Origin of the sequence: Mesorhizobium montanum (assembly GCF_033977145.1) — a bacterium.
Lineage (GTDB): Bacteria > Pseudomonadota > Alphaproteobacteria > Rhizobiales > Rhizobiaceae > Mesorhizobium > Mesorhizobium montanum.
In genome coordinates, this window is sequence record NZ_JAVIJF010000013.1 from 83,708 (window position 1) to 100,469 (window position 16,762).

Sequence of the window (16,762 nt, forward strand, 5' to 3'; positions counted from 1 at the left end):
ATAAATAACCTTCCATGAAATTTTCTCCATTTTTTTCAGCTTAAAAGGGCATCGATGAGCGCTTTCGGATCACAGTCCATGGCGGCGCCGCTGCGGCGTGTATTGATGCGGTCGGCGGCCAACGCCATGCGCGACGCCGACAGGGCTGCCTGGCACTACGGCCCGGGGTTCAACCCGGCCAAAGCAGCGTCGCAGCACGCGGTCCTTGCTGAATTGGTGGCGGCTTCCGGCGCCGACATCGAATGGATCGAGGACAAGCCCGACGGACTTTCGGATTCGGTGTTCACGCACGACCCGTCGCTGATGACCGACCGCGGCGCGCTGATCCTGTCCATGGGCAAGCCGTTGCGCGCCGGGGAGCCCTCGCTGCATGAGGAAACCTACAGAAGACTGGGCATTCCGATCCTCGGCCGCGTCGAGGCTCCCGGCCAGGTCGAAGGCGGTGATTGCGTATGGGTGGATGCCCGCACGCTGGCGATCGGGCGCGGTGTGCGCTCCAACCAGGAGGGCATCCAGCAGGTTGCCAACCTGCTGACGCCGCTGGGCGTTTCCGTCTACGGCTTCGATCTGCCGCTGTGGCAGGGCGAAGAGGCATGCCTGCATCTGATGTCGGTGATCAGCCCGCTGGCCGACGACCTTGCGCTGGTCTACTCACCGCTTTTGCCGGCCCCGTTCTATCAGATGCTGAAGGCGCGCGGCATCCGGCTGGTCGAAGGCGACGCCGAGGAGTTCGCCGCTTCCAACGGCCTCAGCCTGAATGTGCTGCCGACCAGTCCGCTCGAGGTCATTGCCGTCGCGGGCTTTCCCAAGACCAAAGCCGCCATGGAAGCCGCCGGCTGCACGGTTGAGATATTCGAGGCGGATGCGCTCTGCATCGCCTGCGAAGGCGGGCCGACATGCCTGACACGGCCGATCCTGCGCCAATGAATGCGCGCCGTAAGTTCCGTCGCGAGGGCGAGGAGCGGCGGCGGCAGGACCTTATCGAAGCGACTCTGGATTGCGTGGCGGAATATGGCCTGCAGGGCGCTACCTTGCGCACCATCGCATTGCGTGCCGGCGTCACCGCCGGCCTGATCCGGCACTATTTCCCCGGCAAGGAAGAATTGCTGCAGGAAGCCTATACGGCGCTGGTCGGCCGCATGACCGAGCAGGCAAAAGCGGCACTGGTCATGGAAGATGCCTCGCCGCGTCAACGTCTTGCGGCTTTCATCACCGCCAACCTCAACGCGCCGATCATCGACGCGCGGGTGTTTTCGCTCTGGGCAACCTTCCTCGGCCGCGCCGGCGCGGATCCGACGCTCGCCCGTGCCCACAGCGAAGGCTACCTTGGCTTTCGCAACGAGGTGGAAGCGGTTGTGGCCGAAGTGCTTGCCGCCGAACAGCGCAAGGCGGACGCGAGTGAGCTGCGCCACCATGCCATCGCGATCAACGCGGTCATCGACGGGCTCTGGATCGAAGGCTGCCTGGCCGGCGAGATGTTCTCGTCCGGCGAATTGGCGGCGATTGGCATCAAGGCTGTAGAGGCCGAGCTCGGCCTCGCGCCGCTAGAGCAATTCCAGGAAAAGTGAGAAGCGGTTTTCCGTCCGGAATTGCGTAAGAAACAAAGAGATAGAGCGGATCACTGTTTCCGTTAGACAGTGATCCGCTCTGAAGGAGATGAAACCAATGACCACCATCGGCGAAGCGCTGATCACCCTGCTCGAGGCGCATGGCGTCGACACGGTATTCGGCATTCCGGGCGTGCATACGGTGGAGCTCTATCGCGGCCTGGCGCGCTCGAAGATCCGCCATGTCACGCCGCGCCACGAGCAGGGCGCCGGCTTCATGGCCGACGGCTATGCGCGCGCCGGCGGCCGGCCGGGCGTCGCCTTCGTCATCACCGGGCCGGGCCTTACCAACACCATCACCGCCATGGGCCAGGCGCGCGCCGATTCGGTGCCGATGCTGGTCATCTCCGGTGTCAACGCCACCGATACGCTGGGCAAGGGGTTGGGCTTCCTGCACGAGTTGCCCGACCAGCGCGGCATGATGGAAAAGGTTGCGTTGGTTTCCGAGCGCGTCATCGAGGCCGGGCAACTGCCGGGCGCGCTTGCCCGCGCCTTCGCGTTGTTTTCGTCGGCGCGTCCGGGGCCGGTCCATATCGAAATCCCCACCGACGTCATGATCAAACCCGCCGACGGCATCGCGGCAGTGCCGGGCAACGCAGCGCCGCCCGCTCCGGACGCGGCGGCGATTGCCGAGGCGGCACGGCTTTGCAAGGCCGCTAGTCGCCCGCTGATCCTGTCAGGCGGCGGCGCCAAGAAGGCCGACGCGGCGTTGCGGCGCCTGGCCGAGACGCTTGGCGCCCCCGTGGTCGAGACCGCCAATGCGCGTGGCCTGCTGCATGGCCACTCACTTTGCGTGCCGGCGAGCCCCAGTCTGAAGGCGGTGCGCGCGCTGATGGCGGACGCCGATCTGGTGATTGCCGCCGGCACCGAGTTCGGCCCCACCGATTATGACGGCTATGGCGACGGCGGCTTCGTGCTGCCGAAGAACCTGATCCGCATCGATATCGGCGCCGACCAGATCGCGCGCCGTCCGCTGACGGTCGGCATCCAGGCGGATTGCGCCGAAGGGATCGAAGCCCTGCTTGCGGCGATCGGGCCCGATCATGCTGCGGCGAAAGACGGCGAAGGCCGCGCGGCCGCTGCGCGCGCTGCCGCGCGGGCGGAACTGAAGCCCGACTATCTGGCGCAGGTGCGCGCCGTGGAGATGATCCGCGACGCGCTGCCGGGCGCCATCATCGTCGGCGATTCGACCCAGCCGATTTACGCCGCCAACCTCTATTACGACCACGACCGTCCCGGCGGCTGGTTCAATGCCGCGACCGGCTTCGGCGCGCTCGGCTACGGTCCGCCGGCGGCGATCGGCGCAGCACTTGCAGTGCCGGAGGCGCCGGTGGTGTGCCTAACCGGCGATGGCGGCTTCCAATTCACCTTGCCGGAAATCGGCGCCGCGCTCGATGCCGAAGCGCCGGTGATCTTCGTCGTCTGGAACAATCGCGGCTATCGCGAGATCGAGACCTCGATGCTCGATGTCGGCGTCGAGCCGGTCGGCGTGTCGCCGGCGCCGCCGGATTTCTGCAAGCTCGCCGAGGCCTATGGCATCGAGGCTGAGCGGCTGGCCGGGGTCGGCGGTCTGACCGCGGCGCTCAAGCGCGCACGGGCGGCCGGCAAGCCGCGCGTCATCGAAATCACCGTCGACTGAAAGACATGCTGTGACTGTTGGTTGGCGCGAGGCCGGCACCGGTAATTGACGTCGCCTGCCAGGGCCCCGACGCATGCAAAGACGCTGCGCCTGCCATGTCGATATTTCAATTGAGTGACAAGGTGAAAGGCGCGACGTTCCAACCTGCGGCGGCATAACCAAAAGAAATAATCATAAAAAGTGACAGGAGCGGTCGAAGTATGACGGAAACGCTGAATGGCAGGCATATCGTGGTGACGGGCGGCACTGGTGCGCTCGGCGGCGCGGTTGTCGGCAGATTGCTTGAACAGGGCGCGATCTGCCACGTGCCAAACGCCCACGCGGCGGCCCCGCCGCATTTTCCTTATGCAGCCCACGCCAGCGTGCATCTGGCGCATAATGTCGACCTGTCGGATTCGGCCAAGGTCGAAGCCTTCTACCATCAGGTGCCCGGGCTCTGGGCCTCGATCCACCTTGCCGGCGGCTTCACCATGGCGCCGGTCGAAAAGATCGAGTCGGCTTCCTTCGCCGAAATGATGGACACCAACGCCCGCACGGCCTTCCTGTGCAGCCGCGCCGCCGTGCGCTCGATGCTGGAATCCGGCACCGCCGGCCGCATCGTCAACGTCACCGCGCGCGCCGGCCTCGATCCCAGGCGCGGCTCCGGCATGGTCGCCTATGCCGCAAGCAAGGCGGCGGTCGCGGCAATGACGGTGGCCATGGCCGAGGAGCTGAAAGGCAAGGGCATCCTGGTCAACGCCGTCGCGCCCTCGACACTCGACACGCCCGCCAACCGTGCCGACATGCCGGACGCCGATTTCACCAAATGGGTGAGCCTCGAAGCCGCCGCCGAGGCGATCACCTATCTGGCTTCGCCCGCCAACCAGGCGATGAGCGGCACGCTGGCGCCGCTCTACGGACGGGCCTGACGCAGAAAGCCAACACACAAAGAAAACCCCGCCGGATCGCTCCGGCGGGGTTTTTTCTTTTTCAGTAGGCGAAAGGGCTTACGCAATTCCGGACGGAAAACGCTACGCAGTTTTCCTGGAATGCTCTAGTTGCCCTGCTTCTTCAGCGCCGCGCCCAGGATATCGCCCAGCGAGGCGCCGGAGTCGGTCGAGCCGTACTGGGCGACCGCTTCCTTTTCCTCGGCGATTTCCAGCGCCTTGATTGAGACCTGCAGCTTGCGGGTCTTCTTGTCGAAGGCGATGATGCGGGCATCGACCTTCTGGCCGACGGTGAAGCGCTCGGGGCGCTGCTCGTCGCGGTCGCGCGAAAGGTCCGAACGCTTGATGAAGGTCTCGATGCCGCTGTCGACCAGCCGCACGTCCAGGCCGCCATCCTTCACGCCGGTGACCTCGCAGGTGACGACGGCGTTCTTGCGCAGCTCGCCGCTGGTGGCCGCTTCGCCGACCGTGTCACGGGCCAGCTGCTTGATGCCGAGCGAGATGCGCTCCTTGTCGATGTCGACGTCGAGCACCTGCGCCTTGACCATGTCGCCGCGATTGTACTCTTCGATGACCTGCTCGCCCGGACGGGTCCAGTCGAGGTCGGAGAGGTGAACCATGCCGTCCACGTCGCCTTCCAGGCCGATGAACAGGCCGAACTCGGTCTTGTTCTTGACCTCGCCCTCGACCTGGCTGCCGACCGGATGGCTCGAGGCGAAAGCCTGCCACGGATTCTCCAGCGTCTGCTTGAGGCCGAGCGAGATGCGGCGCTTGGCCGGATCGACCTCGAGCACCACCACGTCGACTTCCTGAGTCGTCGACAGGATCTTGCCGGGGTGCACGTTCTTCTTCGTCCACGACATTTCAGAGACGTGGATGAGGCCCTCGATGCCCGGCTCCAGCTCGACGAACGCGCCGTAGTCGGTGATGTTGGTGACGGTGCCCTTGATCTTCTTGCCGATCGGGAACTTGGTGCCGATATCCGACCACGGATCGCTCTCGAGCTGCTTCATGCCGAGCGAGATGCGGTGGGTTTCCTGGTTGATGCGGATGATCTGCACCTTGACCGTCTGGCCGATGTTGAGGATCTCGGTCGGATGGTTGACGCGGCGCCATGCCATGTCGGTGACGTGCAGCAGGCCGTCGATGCCGCCGAGATCGACGAACGCACCGTAATCGGTGATGTTCTTGACCACGCCTTCGACAACCTGGCCTTCCTCGAGGTTCTGCACGATTTCCGAACGCTGTTCGGCGCGGCTCTCCTCGAGCACGGTGCGGCGCGACACCACGATGTTGCCGCGGCGGCGATCCATCTTGAGGATCTCGAAGGGCTGCGGGTTGTGCATCAGCGGGGTGACGTCGCGGATCGGACGGATATCGACCTGGCTGCGCGGCAGGAACGCCACGGCGCCGTCGAGATCGACGGTGAAGCCGCCCTTGACCTGGTTGAAGATGACGCCCTCGACGCGCTCACCCTTGGTGAACTTCTCTTCGAGACGGACCCAGCTCTCTTCGCGGCGAGCCTTCTCGCGCGACAGCATGGCTTCGCCAAGCGCGTTCTCGATGCGCTCGACATAGACTTCGACGGTGTCGCCGACCTTGAGAACGGATTCCTTGCCCTTGGCGCCGAATTCCTTCAGCGGCACGCGGCCTTCGACCTTGAGGCCGACATCGATGATGGCCATGTCCTTTTCGATCGCGGTGATCGTGCCCCGGACAACCTGGCCCTCGCCGGAATGGCCGGCGGTGAACGATTCTTCGAGCATGCTCGCGAAATCGTCGCGAGACGGATTAGCTACTGACATTGTTTCTCCTGGAATGCCCCGCATCTCAAGCGGGGCGGGCGCCGTGGGTTAGCGTTGCGTTGAGCCTGCCGGCGTTCCGGGCTGAAAGCCCTGGCCGCTGTTCAGGCGGCAAGTCCGGCGCATAAAGAATGCTGGCAGGCTGGTTCGTGCCCGATATGGGTATTTTTCCCGCGTTCGGCAATTGCAAGCGCGGGAGAAAACCCGGATCAGGCCTTGTCTCTTTTGGCCAGAACGTCGTCAACGATCGCCATCGCCGCCAGAAACGCGGTCTCTATAGCCATTTCGCTGGTATCAAGCAAGTGCGCGTCCGCGGCCGGCTTGAGCGGAGAGGAGGCTCTGCCCATGTCGCGCTCGTCGCGCCGCTCGATATCGGCGAGGATCGTAGCGAAATCGGCGCTGCCGCCCATGCTCTCGATCTCCGCCAGCCGCCGCTTGGCCCGCACCGCGGCACTTGCCGTGACATAGAGCTTGATATCGGCGTCGGGGCACACGACGGTGCCGATGTCGCGGCCGTCGAGCACCGCGCCCGGCGGCGCCTTGGCGAAGGCCCGCTGCTTTTCGACCAGGATGCGCCGGACAGTGGGGATGACGGCGACCTTCGAGGCCGCCTCGCCCACCGCATGCGCCGACAGCACGGTGCGGTCGAGGTCCGACAGGTTGACCTGCCGCGCCGCCGTTTCCGCCGCCGAGACATTGTCGAGCGGCAGGCCGAGTTCCAGCAGCTTATGCGCCACCGCGCGATAGGTCAGGCCGGTGTCGAGCAGATTCAGCCGGTAGTGGTCGGCCAGGCGCCGGGCGAGGGTGCCTTTGCCGGCGCCGGCGGGGCCGTCGATGGCGATGGTGAAAGTCGAGGTCATTGGCTGCTCGCCATGAATAGAGGGCGCAAGGAACAAGACGAGCGCCGCGATCTTTCGCGCCCCTCTCTGTCCTGCCGGACATCTCCCCCACGAGGGGGGAGATTGGCAGTTTTGGCGCCTCGCTCAATTCCGCAACGTGGGCGATTGGCGAAAGCCGCAATGAGGGTTGATCTCCCCCCTCGTGGGGGAGATGTCCGGCAGGACAGAGAGGGGCGCTGTCCCGCCAACATTTCAGTTTGGCTGCGGCCCATCAGCATTCACTCGATCTGCGCGCCCAGGCCCATCATCAGCCCCATGAACTCCGGAAAGCTCGTCGCGATCATGTTCGCGTCGTCGATGGTCACCGGCTTTTCCGTCGCCAGCCCCATGACGAGGAAGCTCATGGCGATGCGGTGGTCGAGATGGGTCTGCACGGTCGTATCCAGGCCGTTGGGATGGCCACCCAGCCCCTTGCCGCCCGGCTTGCCGCGCACGGCGAGCGAGGCCTCGCCCTCGGTGCAGTCGACACCGTTGAGCTTCAGACCGGTGGCCACCGCCGCCAGGCGGTCGGATTCCTTGACGCGCAATTCCTCCAGGCCCTGCATCAACGTTTCGCCGTCGGCGAAGCTGGCGGCAACGGCCAGCACTGGATATTCGTCGATCATCGACGGCGCCCGCTCGGGAGGCACGACGACACCCTTGAGCTCGGAGGAGCGCACCCGCAGATCCGCCACATCCTCGCCGCCGGCATTGCGCGGATTGAGGATGTCGATGCGCCCGCCCATTTCCTGCAGCGTCAGAAGCAGCCCCGTGCGGGTCGGGTTCATCAGCACGTTCTCGATGACGATGTCCGAGCCCGGCACGATGAGCGCTGCCACCAGCGGGAAGCCGGCCGAGGACGGGTCGCCGGGCACGGCGATCGTCTGTCCGGTAAGTTTGCCCTGGCCTTCTATGAAGATGTGGCGCACGCCGCGCTCATCGGTCTCGACGGTCAGGTTGGCGCCAAAGCCCTTCAGCATCTTTTCGGTATGGTCGCGCGTCATCACCGGTTCGATCACCGTGGTGATGCCCGGCGTGTTGAGGCCGGCAAGCAGCACCGCCGACTTCACCTGGGCGGACGCCATCGGTACGCGATAGGTGATGGGGGCGGCATGCTTCGGGCCGCGCAGCGTGATCGGCATCCGGTCGCCGGGTGCCGCCTTCAGCACCTGCACGCCCATCTGGCGCAGCGGGTCGAGCACGCGGCCCATCGGCCGGCCTGAAAGCGAGGCGTCGCCGATGAAGGTCGTTTCCATGTCATAAGTGCCGACGAGGCCCATGGTGAGACGCGAGCCGGTGCCGGCATTGCCGAAATCGAGCGGACCCTCCGGCTGCAAGAGCGCGCCGTTGCCGGTGCCGCGGATCACCCATTCGGCGCCCGTCTTTTCGATATGCGCGCCCATCGCTTTCATGGCCGCACCCGTGCGCATCACATCCTCGCCTTCGAGCAGGCCGGTGATGCGGGTTTCGCCGGAGGCCAGGCCGCCGAACATGAAGGAGCGGTGCGAGATCGATTTGTCGCCCGGCACGCGCGCGGTGCCGGCAAGGGCAGGGGATTTGCGGGCCGTGGCCGGCTTGGCGGCGGCGGAGTGAGACATCCTTGTCTTCCAAATGAAACGCCGGCTGGCCGGCTCTGTTCTTGATGTTGCGGCGGTCTCGTATCACGGCGCGCTGCAATGGTCATCCCCTTGGCGCGGCCCTTCGAACGCAGGCTTTTGCGATGCCGGCTTTTGGCTTTGACAGCGCTCAAAACTGCGGTTAAGGGGACCACTCTTTTATCGACGAGGCCTGCTGTGGCAAAAACCGAACTTGGCACCAAGCGTATCGACCCCGAAACGGGTCGGAAATTCTACGATCTCAACAAGGACCCGATCGTCTCTCCCTATACGGGCAAGAGCTATCCGCGCTCCTATTTCGACGAAGGCAAGATTTCCGCCGTCGAAGAGGAAGAGGAGGTCGCCGACAAGGAAGTGGACAGCGACGAGGAAGAAAGCGCTGAAGTCGTTTCGCTCGAGGAAGCCGATGACGAGGCCAAGGGCGGCGGCGACGAACTTCCCGATCTCGGCGACGATGAGGATGAAGATGTCGATCTCGGCGACGACGAGGACGACACCTTCCTTGCCGACGAAGAAGAAGAGGATGACGACGTCTCCGACATGATCGGCGTCGGCGACGACGAGGACGAGGTCTGATTTGATCGTTTGCCGGCCATTTCGGCCTGTGACGAAAAAGCGGCTTTTCGAGGCTTGATCTTGACCGAAGGCGGCGCTAGAAGCCGCCAGCACTAAATGACGGCGCGGTTCCCGACCGCTCCGGATCTCTTCGCCGGAAACGGCGCCGGCTGACTGCCGGGAGTGGGGCCATAGCTCAGTTGGGAGAGCGCTTGAATGGCATTCAAGAGGTCGTCGGTTCGATCCCGATTGGCTCCACCAAGCAGTCCTTCTCTAGCCACAAGTTTCCTGGCAGCGGAAATAGTTGCGGCTTTCCAGGGCTTAACCCGCCGTTTCGAAAAAGCTCGACGAGAGACCTGGAGCGGCTCACCGTTTCACGGGAACGTCGAACCGCTCTATCTCTCGTTGCATGACGCAATTCCGGACGGAAAAACCGCTTCGCACTTTTCCTGGAATTGGATCCAAGGCATAGTGTTGCCGGTATGAAGCCCGACGCCAGCGGCCGCGTATACGGGTTTGTTCCTCCAGGAATTGCGGCTAACCGTGCTCCGCGCGCGTTCTGGCGGCTTTGCGCGCTGCCTCTGCTCGCCCGGCCGGACCTTTGGTCTTCGCGGCTTTCCTGGCTGCGGCCGACCGTTCTTCGGCTGTCCGGCGGGATGCAACACTCTTGGTCTGCCGCGACAGGGCCTTGTGGGAGGCGCTGCTTTTCGGCTCGTCCTCGAGCACCTTGGACACCGCTTTCGAGACCTTGGGGCGATGCTTCGGCTTTCGTTCACCCTGGCCCAACTCGTAGGCATATTCGGCGCTCTTGCGCGTGCTTTCCTTCACGCCGCCTTTTTTGGGAGGCGGCAGGTCGACGCCCGCGCGCCGCGCCTCCGAGAGGCCGATGGCGATCGCTTGCTTGGTGGAGCGAGCGCCATGTTCGCCGCGGCGGACTTTGTCGATTTCCTGGTGAACGAATTCACCGGCCTGCGTGCTTGCCGACTTGCCTTCGCGCTTGTCTTTGCGCGCCTTTTCGATGATTTTCTTGTCTGGCATTGTCTTTCTCCTCAATCAAAACGCGGATGCGTGATCGAGTTCGGCGACCGCACCGGCAAGTCGCGACCGGCGGCTTGAGATCGCGCATCAGTGGCTTTCGCACCTCCGTTTCGGCCATACGGATCGGGAATGATCTGCCCGTTTTCTAAGGTCGAACTCCGTGCTCTTGTCGCGATCTTGAAGGATGTTCATGAACTCGCTCTGCTCGCTGCCGTTTCTTTTGGAACGCAGGGCGCCGACGGGAGTTCCAGCTTCATCGCCCCGGGAAGGAGCCTCGATGTTCGCACCATGAAGGTTCCGTAGCCGGCGCAGGAGCAATCGAGGATGGAGCCGCCTCGCAGATGCGGAACTGCATCATGTTCGCGGTCGCTGCTCACGTTTTCGATATATTGAGCCGAGAAGGTACCTAGCCAACAGGTAACAACGTCATGCGCGCTCTGGTCCGGATTGCTGCGATTGTCGTGATACTGCTGGCGCTGCTGTATCTGGATTTGTGGTATTCAGCCAGCGAGTCGGGCTTTCTGCTAATCCCTGGCGGTCCACCGGCCCAATAGCAAAGTATCCTTCTTGCAAGGCAGCGGATCTCGCCGGCCGGTACAAATCCGGCAGGTGGTGCAAGCGCGTGATTTGGCGCTGTCGCCCGATGCCCGGAACGCGCCCGAGGAAATCCCTATGACGGCGACTGCAACTAGGCTAAGGGCTTCCTGTCAGGGGGATCCTCATGAGAATTCCGGCTTTGGGTGGGAATCTGGCGCGGAGACGGCTTCGATCCGGATTGCGTGGTCGACCAAACGGTCTCTTGCCGATGCTTGGCTTCACGGCATTTGCGCTCACCGCCTGCCAATCGACTCCTGAGACATCGCCTGTTGCCAATCCCCAACCAGCTCCGGCCGCCACTGCCGCTTCCGCTCCTGCTCCGTCGAATTCGGCGGTGCTGGATAAGGCGGCTGCGATCGTCCCACCCGCCAAAGGCGTTCCGGCCAGATACGCCGCATTCTCCGGCATATGGGCAGGGCAACTCAATGGCATGTATGACGGCAAGCTGGCGGTTCTGACCGTGTCTTCAGGCGGGCAGGTGACGGTCAGCTATGCATGGGGCGATCTGGCCGACAACAAGCCAGGGGTCGCCGACGGCTCCGGCCGGATTGTCGGCAACACATTGAAGCTCGGTCGCCTGCCGAACGGCGCGGACATCACCGCCACGATGCTGTCGCCAGAAACGCTCAACGTTGCCTACGCTCTGGCGGGGCAGACCTATACCGGTTCGTTCGCCCGGGTCAGTCAATGAGCAAAGCCAGCCGCTAGAGCGTTTCACCGTTTCACAGAAACGGCGAACCGCTCTATCTCTTTGTTTTGTCCGCAATTCCGGACGGAAAGCCGTGTGACACTTTTCCTGGAATTGCTCTGAGGTTAAAGCGGGGTCCCGCGTGATCCGTACGCATATCGGCGTTCCGATCTCGATGGCGTGGCCAGTTGTCGATCAACCGGACGCTGGCTTCGTCACGCGTGAAGATATCGAGATGCGGTCGGCGTTCTGGTTGGCTGAAAACAGGTGCCGGCTGGAAGGGACTGAGCGCGAGGTTGCGCGCCGCCGCCTCGCGGTTGAGTCTGCCGACAAAGCCAAGACAGCGCTTTGCAACGATCTTCGTCCTATCGCCGGCGCTGCTGCGCTCGTGCCGGCGGTCAAAAATTTCGCCGATCGTCGCTTGCAAGGCAATCCCATATGTGAAAATATTATTTACAAAAGAAAATTGACGGGAGCAAAAGCGATATGCGTTTCGCTATACGGCATCGTGCCCGTAACCGCCTTGAAGGCCGCGCCGGAACCTCCCGGAGCGCGGCATGAGCGTGTTCGCACCGACTGTCGGCGTCGCTTCGACGCATCCGGCCGACATGCCGCAAGCGCATGCCGAAATTCCTGTCTGGAATTCGGAAAACTGGTTCTACGAGGATTGGCAGGTCGGCCACAAAATCCGTTCGCTCCGCCGCACCATCGCCGAGGGCGAAAGCCATATGTTCAATGCGCTGGTGCTGGATATCCACCCCTACGTGCAGGACCAGATGTTCGCCGAGAAGGAAGGCATCTTTGGCCGGCGGCTGGTGGCCGGCGCCTTCGTCTTTTCGGCCGGGCTCGGCCTCGTCGCCACCAACTGCCTCAACGCCTTTTCCTACGGCTACGACAAGCTGCGCTTCATCAAGCCCGTTTTCATCGGCGACACCATCTATTCGATCCGCACCAACCTCGACAAAAAGCCGCGCTACCAGGACATGGGCCTGATCCGCGCCAGCTATGAAGTCTTCAAGGGTGAAGGAGAGCTGGTGCTCTACTGCGAGCATCTGCAGACGGTGAAATACAAGAACCCGGCCGACTTCGTCGGCAAGACAGAGAAGTGAACCGTGGCCGCTGACGCCGAACTTCCGCTGGCCGGCCTCGTCGTCATCGACATGAGCCAGTTCCTGTCGGGCCCTTACTGTTCGCTCCGCCTGCTCGACCTTGGCGCGCGCGTCATCAAGGTCGAGCGGCCCGACGGCGGCGACCTGTCGCGCCGGCTTTATCTCAGCGATACCGAGATCGGCGGCGATTCGACCATTTTCCACGCCATCAACCGCGGCAAGGAGAGCCTGGCCGTCGACCTCAAGAACGACGCCGATCTTGCCATGCTGCGCGGGCTGATTGCCAAAGCCGACGTGCTGATCCAGAACTTCAGGCCGGGCGTCATCGAACGGCTCGGCCTCGACTATGAACATGTCAGGACGATCAATCCCCGGCTCGTCTATGCCTCGATCAGCGGCTATGGCGAGGAAGGCCCCTGGGTGAGGCGGCCGGGACAGGATCTGCTCGCCCAGGCTCGTTCCGGCGTGATGTGGCTGAACGGCGACGAGGAGCAGGGGCCGATGCCGTTCGGCCTGGCGATCGCCGACATGCTGGCGGGCGCCGCCTGCGCGCAAGGCATCCTCGCCAAGCTGGTGCGGCGCGGCATCACCGGCCAGGGCGGCCATATCGAAACCAGCCTCCTAGAGGCGCTGATCGATTTCCAGTTCGAGGTGCTGACCACGCATCTCAACGATGGCCGCCGCCTGCCGAAGCGCTCGTCGTTCCGCAGCGCCCACGCCTATCTCTCGGCGCCTTACGGCGTCTATCCGGCGAAGGACGGCTACCTGGCGATCGCCATGACGCCGATCCCGAAAATTGCCGATTTGCTCGAATTGCCTGAGCTTGATCCGTTCCGCGACAAGCCGGCGACTTGGTTCTCCGCCCGCGACGAGATCAAGGCGATCATCGCCAGACGCATCGGAGAAAAGACCATCGGCGAATGGCTGGCGATCCTCGAGCCCGCCGATGTCTGGTGTGCCAAGGTGCTGACCTGGCCGGAAATGATGGAAAGCGATGGCTTCAAGACGCTCGACATGCTGCAGACCGTGACGCGCGAGGACGATGTCTCGATCCTCACCACGCGCTCGCCGCTGCGCGTCGACGGCGCTCGCGCCAAGGTGGACCGGGCCGCACCGCGCATCGGCGAGCACAGCGAAAAAATCCGCGCGGAGTTCGGCCTGTGATCCGGCTGAAAGGCATGACCTGGAGCCATCCGCGCGGTTACGACCCGATGGTGGCGTGCTCGGCACTTTGGAAAGGAAAGACCGGCGTTTCGGTCGAGTGGGAAAAACGCTCGCTGCAGGATTTCGAATCCTTCCCTGTCGAAGAACTGGCCCGCGCCTATGACCTGATCGTCATCGACCATCCGCACGTCGGCCAGATCACCGCCGAAAAGTGTCTTGCGCCGCTCGATGTGCCTGGACGCGAGGCGGAACGCGAAGCGCTTGCGAGGGCAAGCGTCGGCCAGTCCTATCCGAGCTACACCTGGCAGGGCCGGCAATGGGCGTTCCCGATCGATGCCGCGACCCAGGTTCAGGCCTGGCGGCCGGATTTGATTGAAGCCGCGCCGACAATCTGGACCGAAGTGCTGGCACTTGCCGAGCAGGGCCGCGTGCTCTTGCCGCTCAGGCCGCCACACTCGCTGATGTGCTTCTACACCGTTGCCGCCGATCTCGGCCGGCCATGCACGGTCGACGGTTCGGCCGACCTTGTCGATGGCGAGACCGGCGAAACCGCCTTCGAAATGCTGCGCGAGATCGCGGCGCTTGTCGACCCAGCATGCCTGGCGATGGATCCGATCGCGGTGTTCGAAAAGATGGCAGAGGCCGGCTCGCGCATTGCCTGCGCGCCGCTGATCTACGGCTATGTTCCCTATGCTGTCGAAGATTTCCGGCCGCGTCGTCTTGGCTTTGCCGACATGCCGGTCGTCGGCTACAACGACCCGGTCGGCTCTGCGCTTGGCGGAACCGGCATTGCCGTCTCCGCCTTTTCCGCTGCTCGCGAAGCGGCAATCGACTTCGCCTATTGGATCGCCAGCGGCGACGTGCAGCGCGGGCCCTACGCGGCCGCCGGCGGCCAGCCCGGCCATGCCGCGGCCTGGGAAGATGATGATGTCAACGCCGCGACCGGCAACTTCTATCGCGCCACGCGCGCGACGCTCGAAGGCGCCTGGGTCCGCCCGCGCCATGACGGCTACATGGCGTTCCAGCAGCAGGCTTCCGACCGCATCAATGAAGGCCTTGCCGGCAGGCAGGACGCCCGCCGCGTCGTCGCCGACATCAACCGCCTGTTCCAGGAGAGTTTGGCGCCGACCGCCGCCGGCTAGTTATGGTGCACCAAGCGAGGAAAAATGACCGGCCTGATACGCGGCCTGCTCGCCGCAACGGCCATGGCCGGGTCCGTTCGTCGCTCATGCCGCCGAAGTGAAAATCCGCGGCGCGTGTCGGTCACCAGGAGCTGAAGCGGCACTTTTCGGGATCACGCCCTACAGCCGCCAGAGCCGGCGTGCATTGTCCGAGAGCAGGCGCGCTCGCTCCGATTCGCTTGCGCCCGCGAGCAAAGCGTGCGTGGCAGCGATCCAGGTCGTCAGCCCACCGCCCAGCGTGCAGACCGGCCAATCGCTGCCCCAGATCACCCGGTCCCAGCCGAAGCACCGGATCGTGTGTTCGACATAGGGCCTGAGCGCATCGACCGTCCAGGTTGCCGGGTCGGCATAGGCGACGACGCCGGAAATCTTGGCCGTGACGTTTGGTCGCTTGGCGATGGCTTCCATATGTTCACGCCACGGATGCTCGGCATTGCCCTTGATGTCGGGCACGCCGCAATGATCGAGGACGAACTGGACGTCGGGCGCGAGGTCGGCGAGCGCCATCGCCTTCGGGATCTGATGCGGCAGTACCACCAGGTCGAAGGTCAGGCCGGTGCCTGCCAGCCGCTTGAGGTTCTGGCGAAACAGCGCGCCTTCCGAAAGATCGTCGGGCACGACATGCAGCACGCGGCGGAAACCCCTGACGAACGGGTCGGCCTTGACCGTCTCCAGATAGGCTTCGAAACCGGCCTCTTCGGGACGGCAGGATGCGATTGCGCCTCGAAGCAGACTACCCGCCCGGCCGGCGAGAGACTTCACATAAGCGGTCTCGGTGGCGATGTCGGCGGGGTCCACATCGACCTCCATATGCAGGACGCCATCGATGCCTGAGCGCCGCGCATCGGCGGCATATTCGTCATAGGAGAAATCGCGGTTGAGCGCCGGCACACCGGCAAGCCATGGATAGCGAAGCGCGCTCTGGTCGATGAGGTGCAGATGCGTGTCGATGATCATGGCGGCGTCTCCTCCGTGGCCCGGAGAATGATCCCGAAAAGTTGCAGACTTCTCGGATAAGATCATGCTCCAAAAACAAAAGCCTTGGAGCGGGATGGCCGGCTGCTTTTGAATTCATCCCGCTCTAAGGCACTATCCCGCCGAAAAATCCATTATTCAAATAAGAAATTACGACGATTGCGCCACATCGGACCCCGCAAGCTGGGAGAGCCTTGCCGCTGCGTCCTGCAAGTGCCGAATCGTCAGCGTGATGTCCGGCGCCGTGGGCGCATTGACGAGAGTGATGTAGGGAATGGTCAGCGCCGCGATGGCTCTGCCGTCCGGTCCGAGCACCGGCGTCGAAAGATTGTAGACGCCGGCGGTCTGCAACGATGCCATCATCTCGTAGCCGCGGTCGCGGACCTGGTCGAGGCGGGCGAAGAACTCCGGTGTCAGGTTGAGCTGCTCGGTGCTCTGCAGATGCTCGGCGATCATCATCTTGCGCTCTTCAGGCGAGCGGAAGGCAAGCAGCACATGGCCGGAGCCGGTATCGAACAGGCTGATATGCGAGCCGACGCGGATCGAGATGCCCCAATAGCGCGGCGCTTCCTGCTGGGCGATAACCACGGCGGCGCCGCGGTCGAAGACCACCAATTGGTTGGCCTGCCATGACGTCTCGGCAAGCTCGCGCATGATCGGCGTCGCGTACGACACCAGCCGGCGCACAGGCGCGTGCAATTGCGCGAGGCCGAAGAGCTTGAGCGTCAGCGAATAGCGGTCGCCGTCGATCTTGGTGACATAGCCGCGCCGCACCAGGCGGTCGAGCATCCGGTAGAACTCGTTAGGGCTGCGGTCGAGCCGCTTGGCGATCTCGGCCTGCGTCAGCCCGCCGTCAACGCTGGACAAGAGCTCGAGGATATCCAGCCCCTTGTCCAGCGCCGGCGCGCGGTAGCGGTCCCCGTCTTCTTCCTCTGCCACCAGCCCCTCCAGTGAATTTCGACCTGCATATATGCATAAACTTCATTC

General features: G+C 63.8%; 16 protein-coding genes and 1 tRNA gene. 10 read left to right on the forward strand and 7 right to left on the reverse strand.

Annotated features, from left to right (window positions below):
- Positions 1–54: 54 nt before the first annotated feature.
- From RFM68_RS18585 to RFM68_RS18600, 4 genes are all read left to right on the forward strand, one after another.
- A complete protein-coding gene (locus tag RFM68_RS18585) occupies positions 55–927 on the forward strand; it encodes a dimethylarginine dimethylaminohydrolase family protein (protein ID WP_320234459.1) in 873 nt (290 codons plus the stop codon).
- Positions 897–1,568, forward strand: a complete 672-nt coding sequence (locus RFM68_RS18590; RefSeq protein ID WP_320234460.1) for a TetR family transcriptional regulator C-terminal domain-containing protein — start codon at positions 897–899, stop codon at positions 1,566–1,568. Before RFM68_RS18585 ends, RFM68_RS18590 begins: the two co-directional genes overlap by 31 nt.
- Before the next feature lie 97 nt (positions 1,569–1,665).
- Complete coding sequence (locus RFM68_RS18595) at positions 1,666–3,246, forward strand: 5-guanidino-2-oxopentanoate decarboxylase (RefSeq protein WP_320234461.1); 1,581 nt, start codon at positions 1,666–1,668, stop codon at positions 3,244–3,246.
- Positions 3,247–3,446: 200 nt separating this feature from the next.
- On the forward strand, positions 3,447–4,154 hold the full coding sequence (locus RFM68_RS18600) for an SDR family NAD(P)-dependent oxidoreductase (protein WP_320234462.1): 708 nt from the start codon (positions 3,447–3,449) through the stop codon (positions 4,152–4,154).
- Positions 4,155–4,279: 125 nt separating this feature from the next.
- On the opposite strand, the gene rpsA is transcribed toward RFM68_RS18600, so the two are convergent.
- The 3 genes from rpsA to aroA all read right to left on the reverse strand — a co-directional run bounded on the left by rpsA (position 4,280) and on the right by aroA (position 8,450).
- Positions 4,280–5,977 (reverse strand): 30S ribosomal protein S1, encoded by a 1,698-nt coding sequence (gene rpsA / locus RFM68_RS18605; protein WP_320234463.1) that lies wholly within the window; start codon positions 5,975–5,977, stop codon positions 4,280–4,282.
- Positions 5,978–6,183: 206 nt separating this feature from the next.
- A complete protein-coding gene (cmk, locus tag RFM68_RS18610; RefSeq protein WP_320234465.1) occupies positions 6,184–6,834 on the reverse strand; it encodes a (d)CMP kinase in 651 nt (216 codons plus the stop codon).
- Positions 6,835–7,091: 257 nt separating this feature from the next.
- Positions 7,092–8,450 carry a 3-phosphoshikimate 1-carboxyvinyltransferase gene (gene aroA / locus RFM68_RS18615; protein ID WP_320234466.1) on the reverse strand — a complete coding sequence of 453 codons (1,359 nt, stop codon included), beginning with the start codon at positions 8,448–8,450 and terminating at the stop codon, positions 7,092–7,094.
- A 195-nt stretch (positions 8,451–8,645) separates the two neighbouring features.
- Here aroA and RFM68_RS18620 point away from each other — a divergent pair, with 195 nt between their 5' ends.
- Both RFM68_RS18620 and RFM68_RS18625 read left to right on the forward strand, forming a co-directional pair.
- Positions 8,646–9,044: a TIGR02300 family protein gene (locus tag RFM68_RS18620; protein WP_320234467.1), complete on the forward strand. Its 399-nt coding sequence runs from the start codon at positions 8,646–8,648 to the stop codon at positions 9,042–9,044.
- A gap of 164 nt (positions 9,045–9,208) precedes the next feature.
- Positions 9,209–9,284: transfer RNA gene (locus RFM68_RS18625), tRNA-Ala, on the forward strand.
- A 276-nt stretch (positions 9,285–9,560) separates the two neighbouring features.
- On the opposite strand, the gene RFM68_RS18630 is transcribed toward RFM68_RS18625, so the two are convergent.
- On the reverse strand, positions 9,561–10,061 hold the full coding sequence (locus RFM68_RS18630) for a DUF6496 domain-containing protein (protein ID WP_320234468.1): 501 nt from the start codon (positions 10,059–10,061) through the stop codon (positions 9,561–9,563).
- 805 nt (positions 10,062–10,866) lie between these two features.
- Between RFM68_RS18630 and RFM68_RS18635 the strand changes: the two genes are divergently transcribed.
- Entirely contained in the window at positions 10,867–11,349 is a 483-nt protein-coding gene (locus RFM68_RS18635; RefSeq protein ID WP_320234469.1) for a hypothetical protein, read from the forward strand.
- Between the two features lie 52 nt (positions 11,350–11,401).
- On the opposite strand, the gene RFM68_RS18640 is transcribed toward RFM68_RS18635, so the two are convergent.
- Positions 11,402–11,773, reverse strand: coding sequence for a hypothetical protein (locus tag RFM68_RS18640; RefSeq protein WP_320234470.1), 372 nt, complete (start codon positions 11,771–11,773; stop codon positions 11,402–11,404).
- 130 nt (positions 11,774–11,903) lie between these two features.
- Between RFM68_RS18640 and RFM68_RS18645 the strand changes: the two genes are divergently transcribed.
- The 3 genes from RFM68_RS18645 to RFM68_RS18655 are packed head-to-tail and all read left to right on the forward strand — an operon-like array spanning position 11,904 to position 14,761.
- Positions 11,904–12,455 (forward strand): MaoC family dehydratase, encoded by a 552-nt coding sequence (locus RFM68_RS18645; RefSeq protein ID WP_320234471.1) that lies wholly within the window; start codon positions 11,904–11,906, stop codon positions 12,453–12,455.
- A gap of 3 nt (positions 12,456–12,458) precedes the next feature.
- Positions 12,459–13,619 carry a CaiB/BaiF CoA transferase family protein gene (locus RFM68_RS18650; protein WP_320234472.1) on the forward strand — a complete coding sequence of 387 codons (1,161 nt, stop codon included), beginning with the start codon at positions 12,459–12,461 and terminating at the stop codon, positions 13,617–13,619.
- 14 nt (positions 13,620–13,633) lie between these two features.
- Positions 13,634–14,761: an extracellular solute-binding protein gene (locus RFM68_RS18655; RefSeq protein ID WP_320234569.1), complete on the forward strand. Its 1,128-nt coding sequence runs from the start codon at positions 13,634–13,636 to the stop codon at positions 14,759–14,761.
- 159 nt (positions 14,762–14,920) lie between these two features.
- Here the strand turns inward: RFM68_RS18655 and RFM68_RS18660 are convergent, their stop codons facing one another.
- Together RFM68_RS18660 and RFM68_RS18665 are read right to left on the reverse strand one after the other, a co-directional pair.
- Complete coding sequence (locus RFM68_RS18660) at positions 14,921–15,757, reverse strand: amidohydrolase family protein (RefSeq protein WP_320234473.1); 837 nt, start codon at positions 15,755–15,757, stop codon at positions 14,921–14,923.
- Between the two features lie 168 nt (positions 15,758–15,925).
- Positions 15,926–16,714 carry an IclR family transcriptional regulator gene (locus tag RFM68_RS18665; protein WP_320234474.1) on the reverse strand — a complete coding sequence of 263 codons (789 nt, stop codon included), beginning with the start codon at positions 16,712–16,714 and terminating at the stop codon, positions 15,926–15,928.
- Between the last annotated feature and the right edge of the window lie 48 nt (positions 16,715–16,762).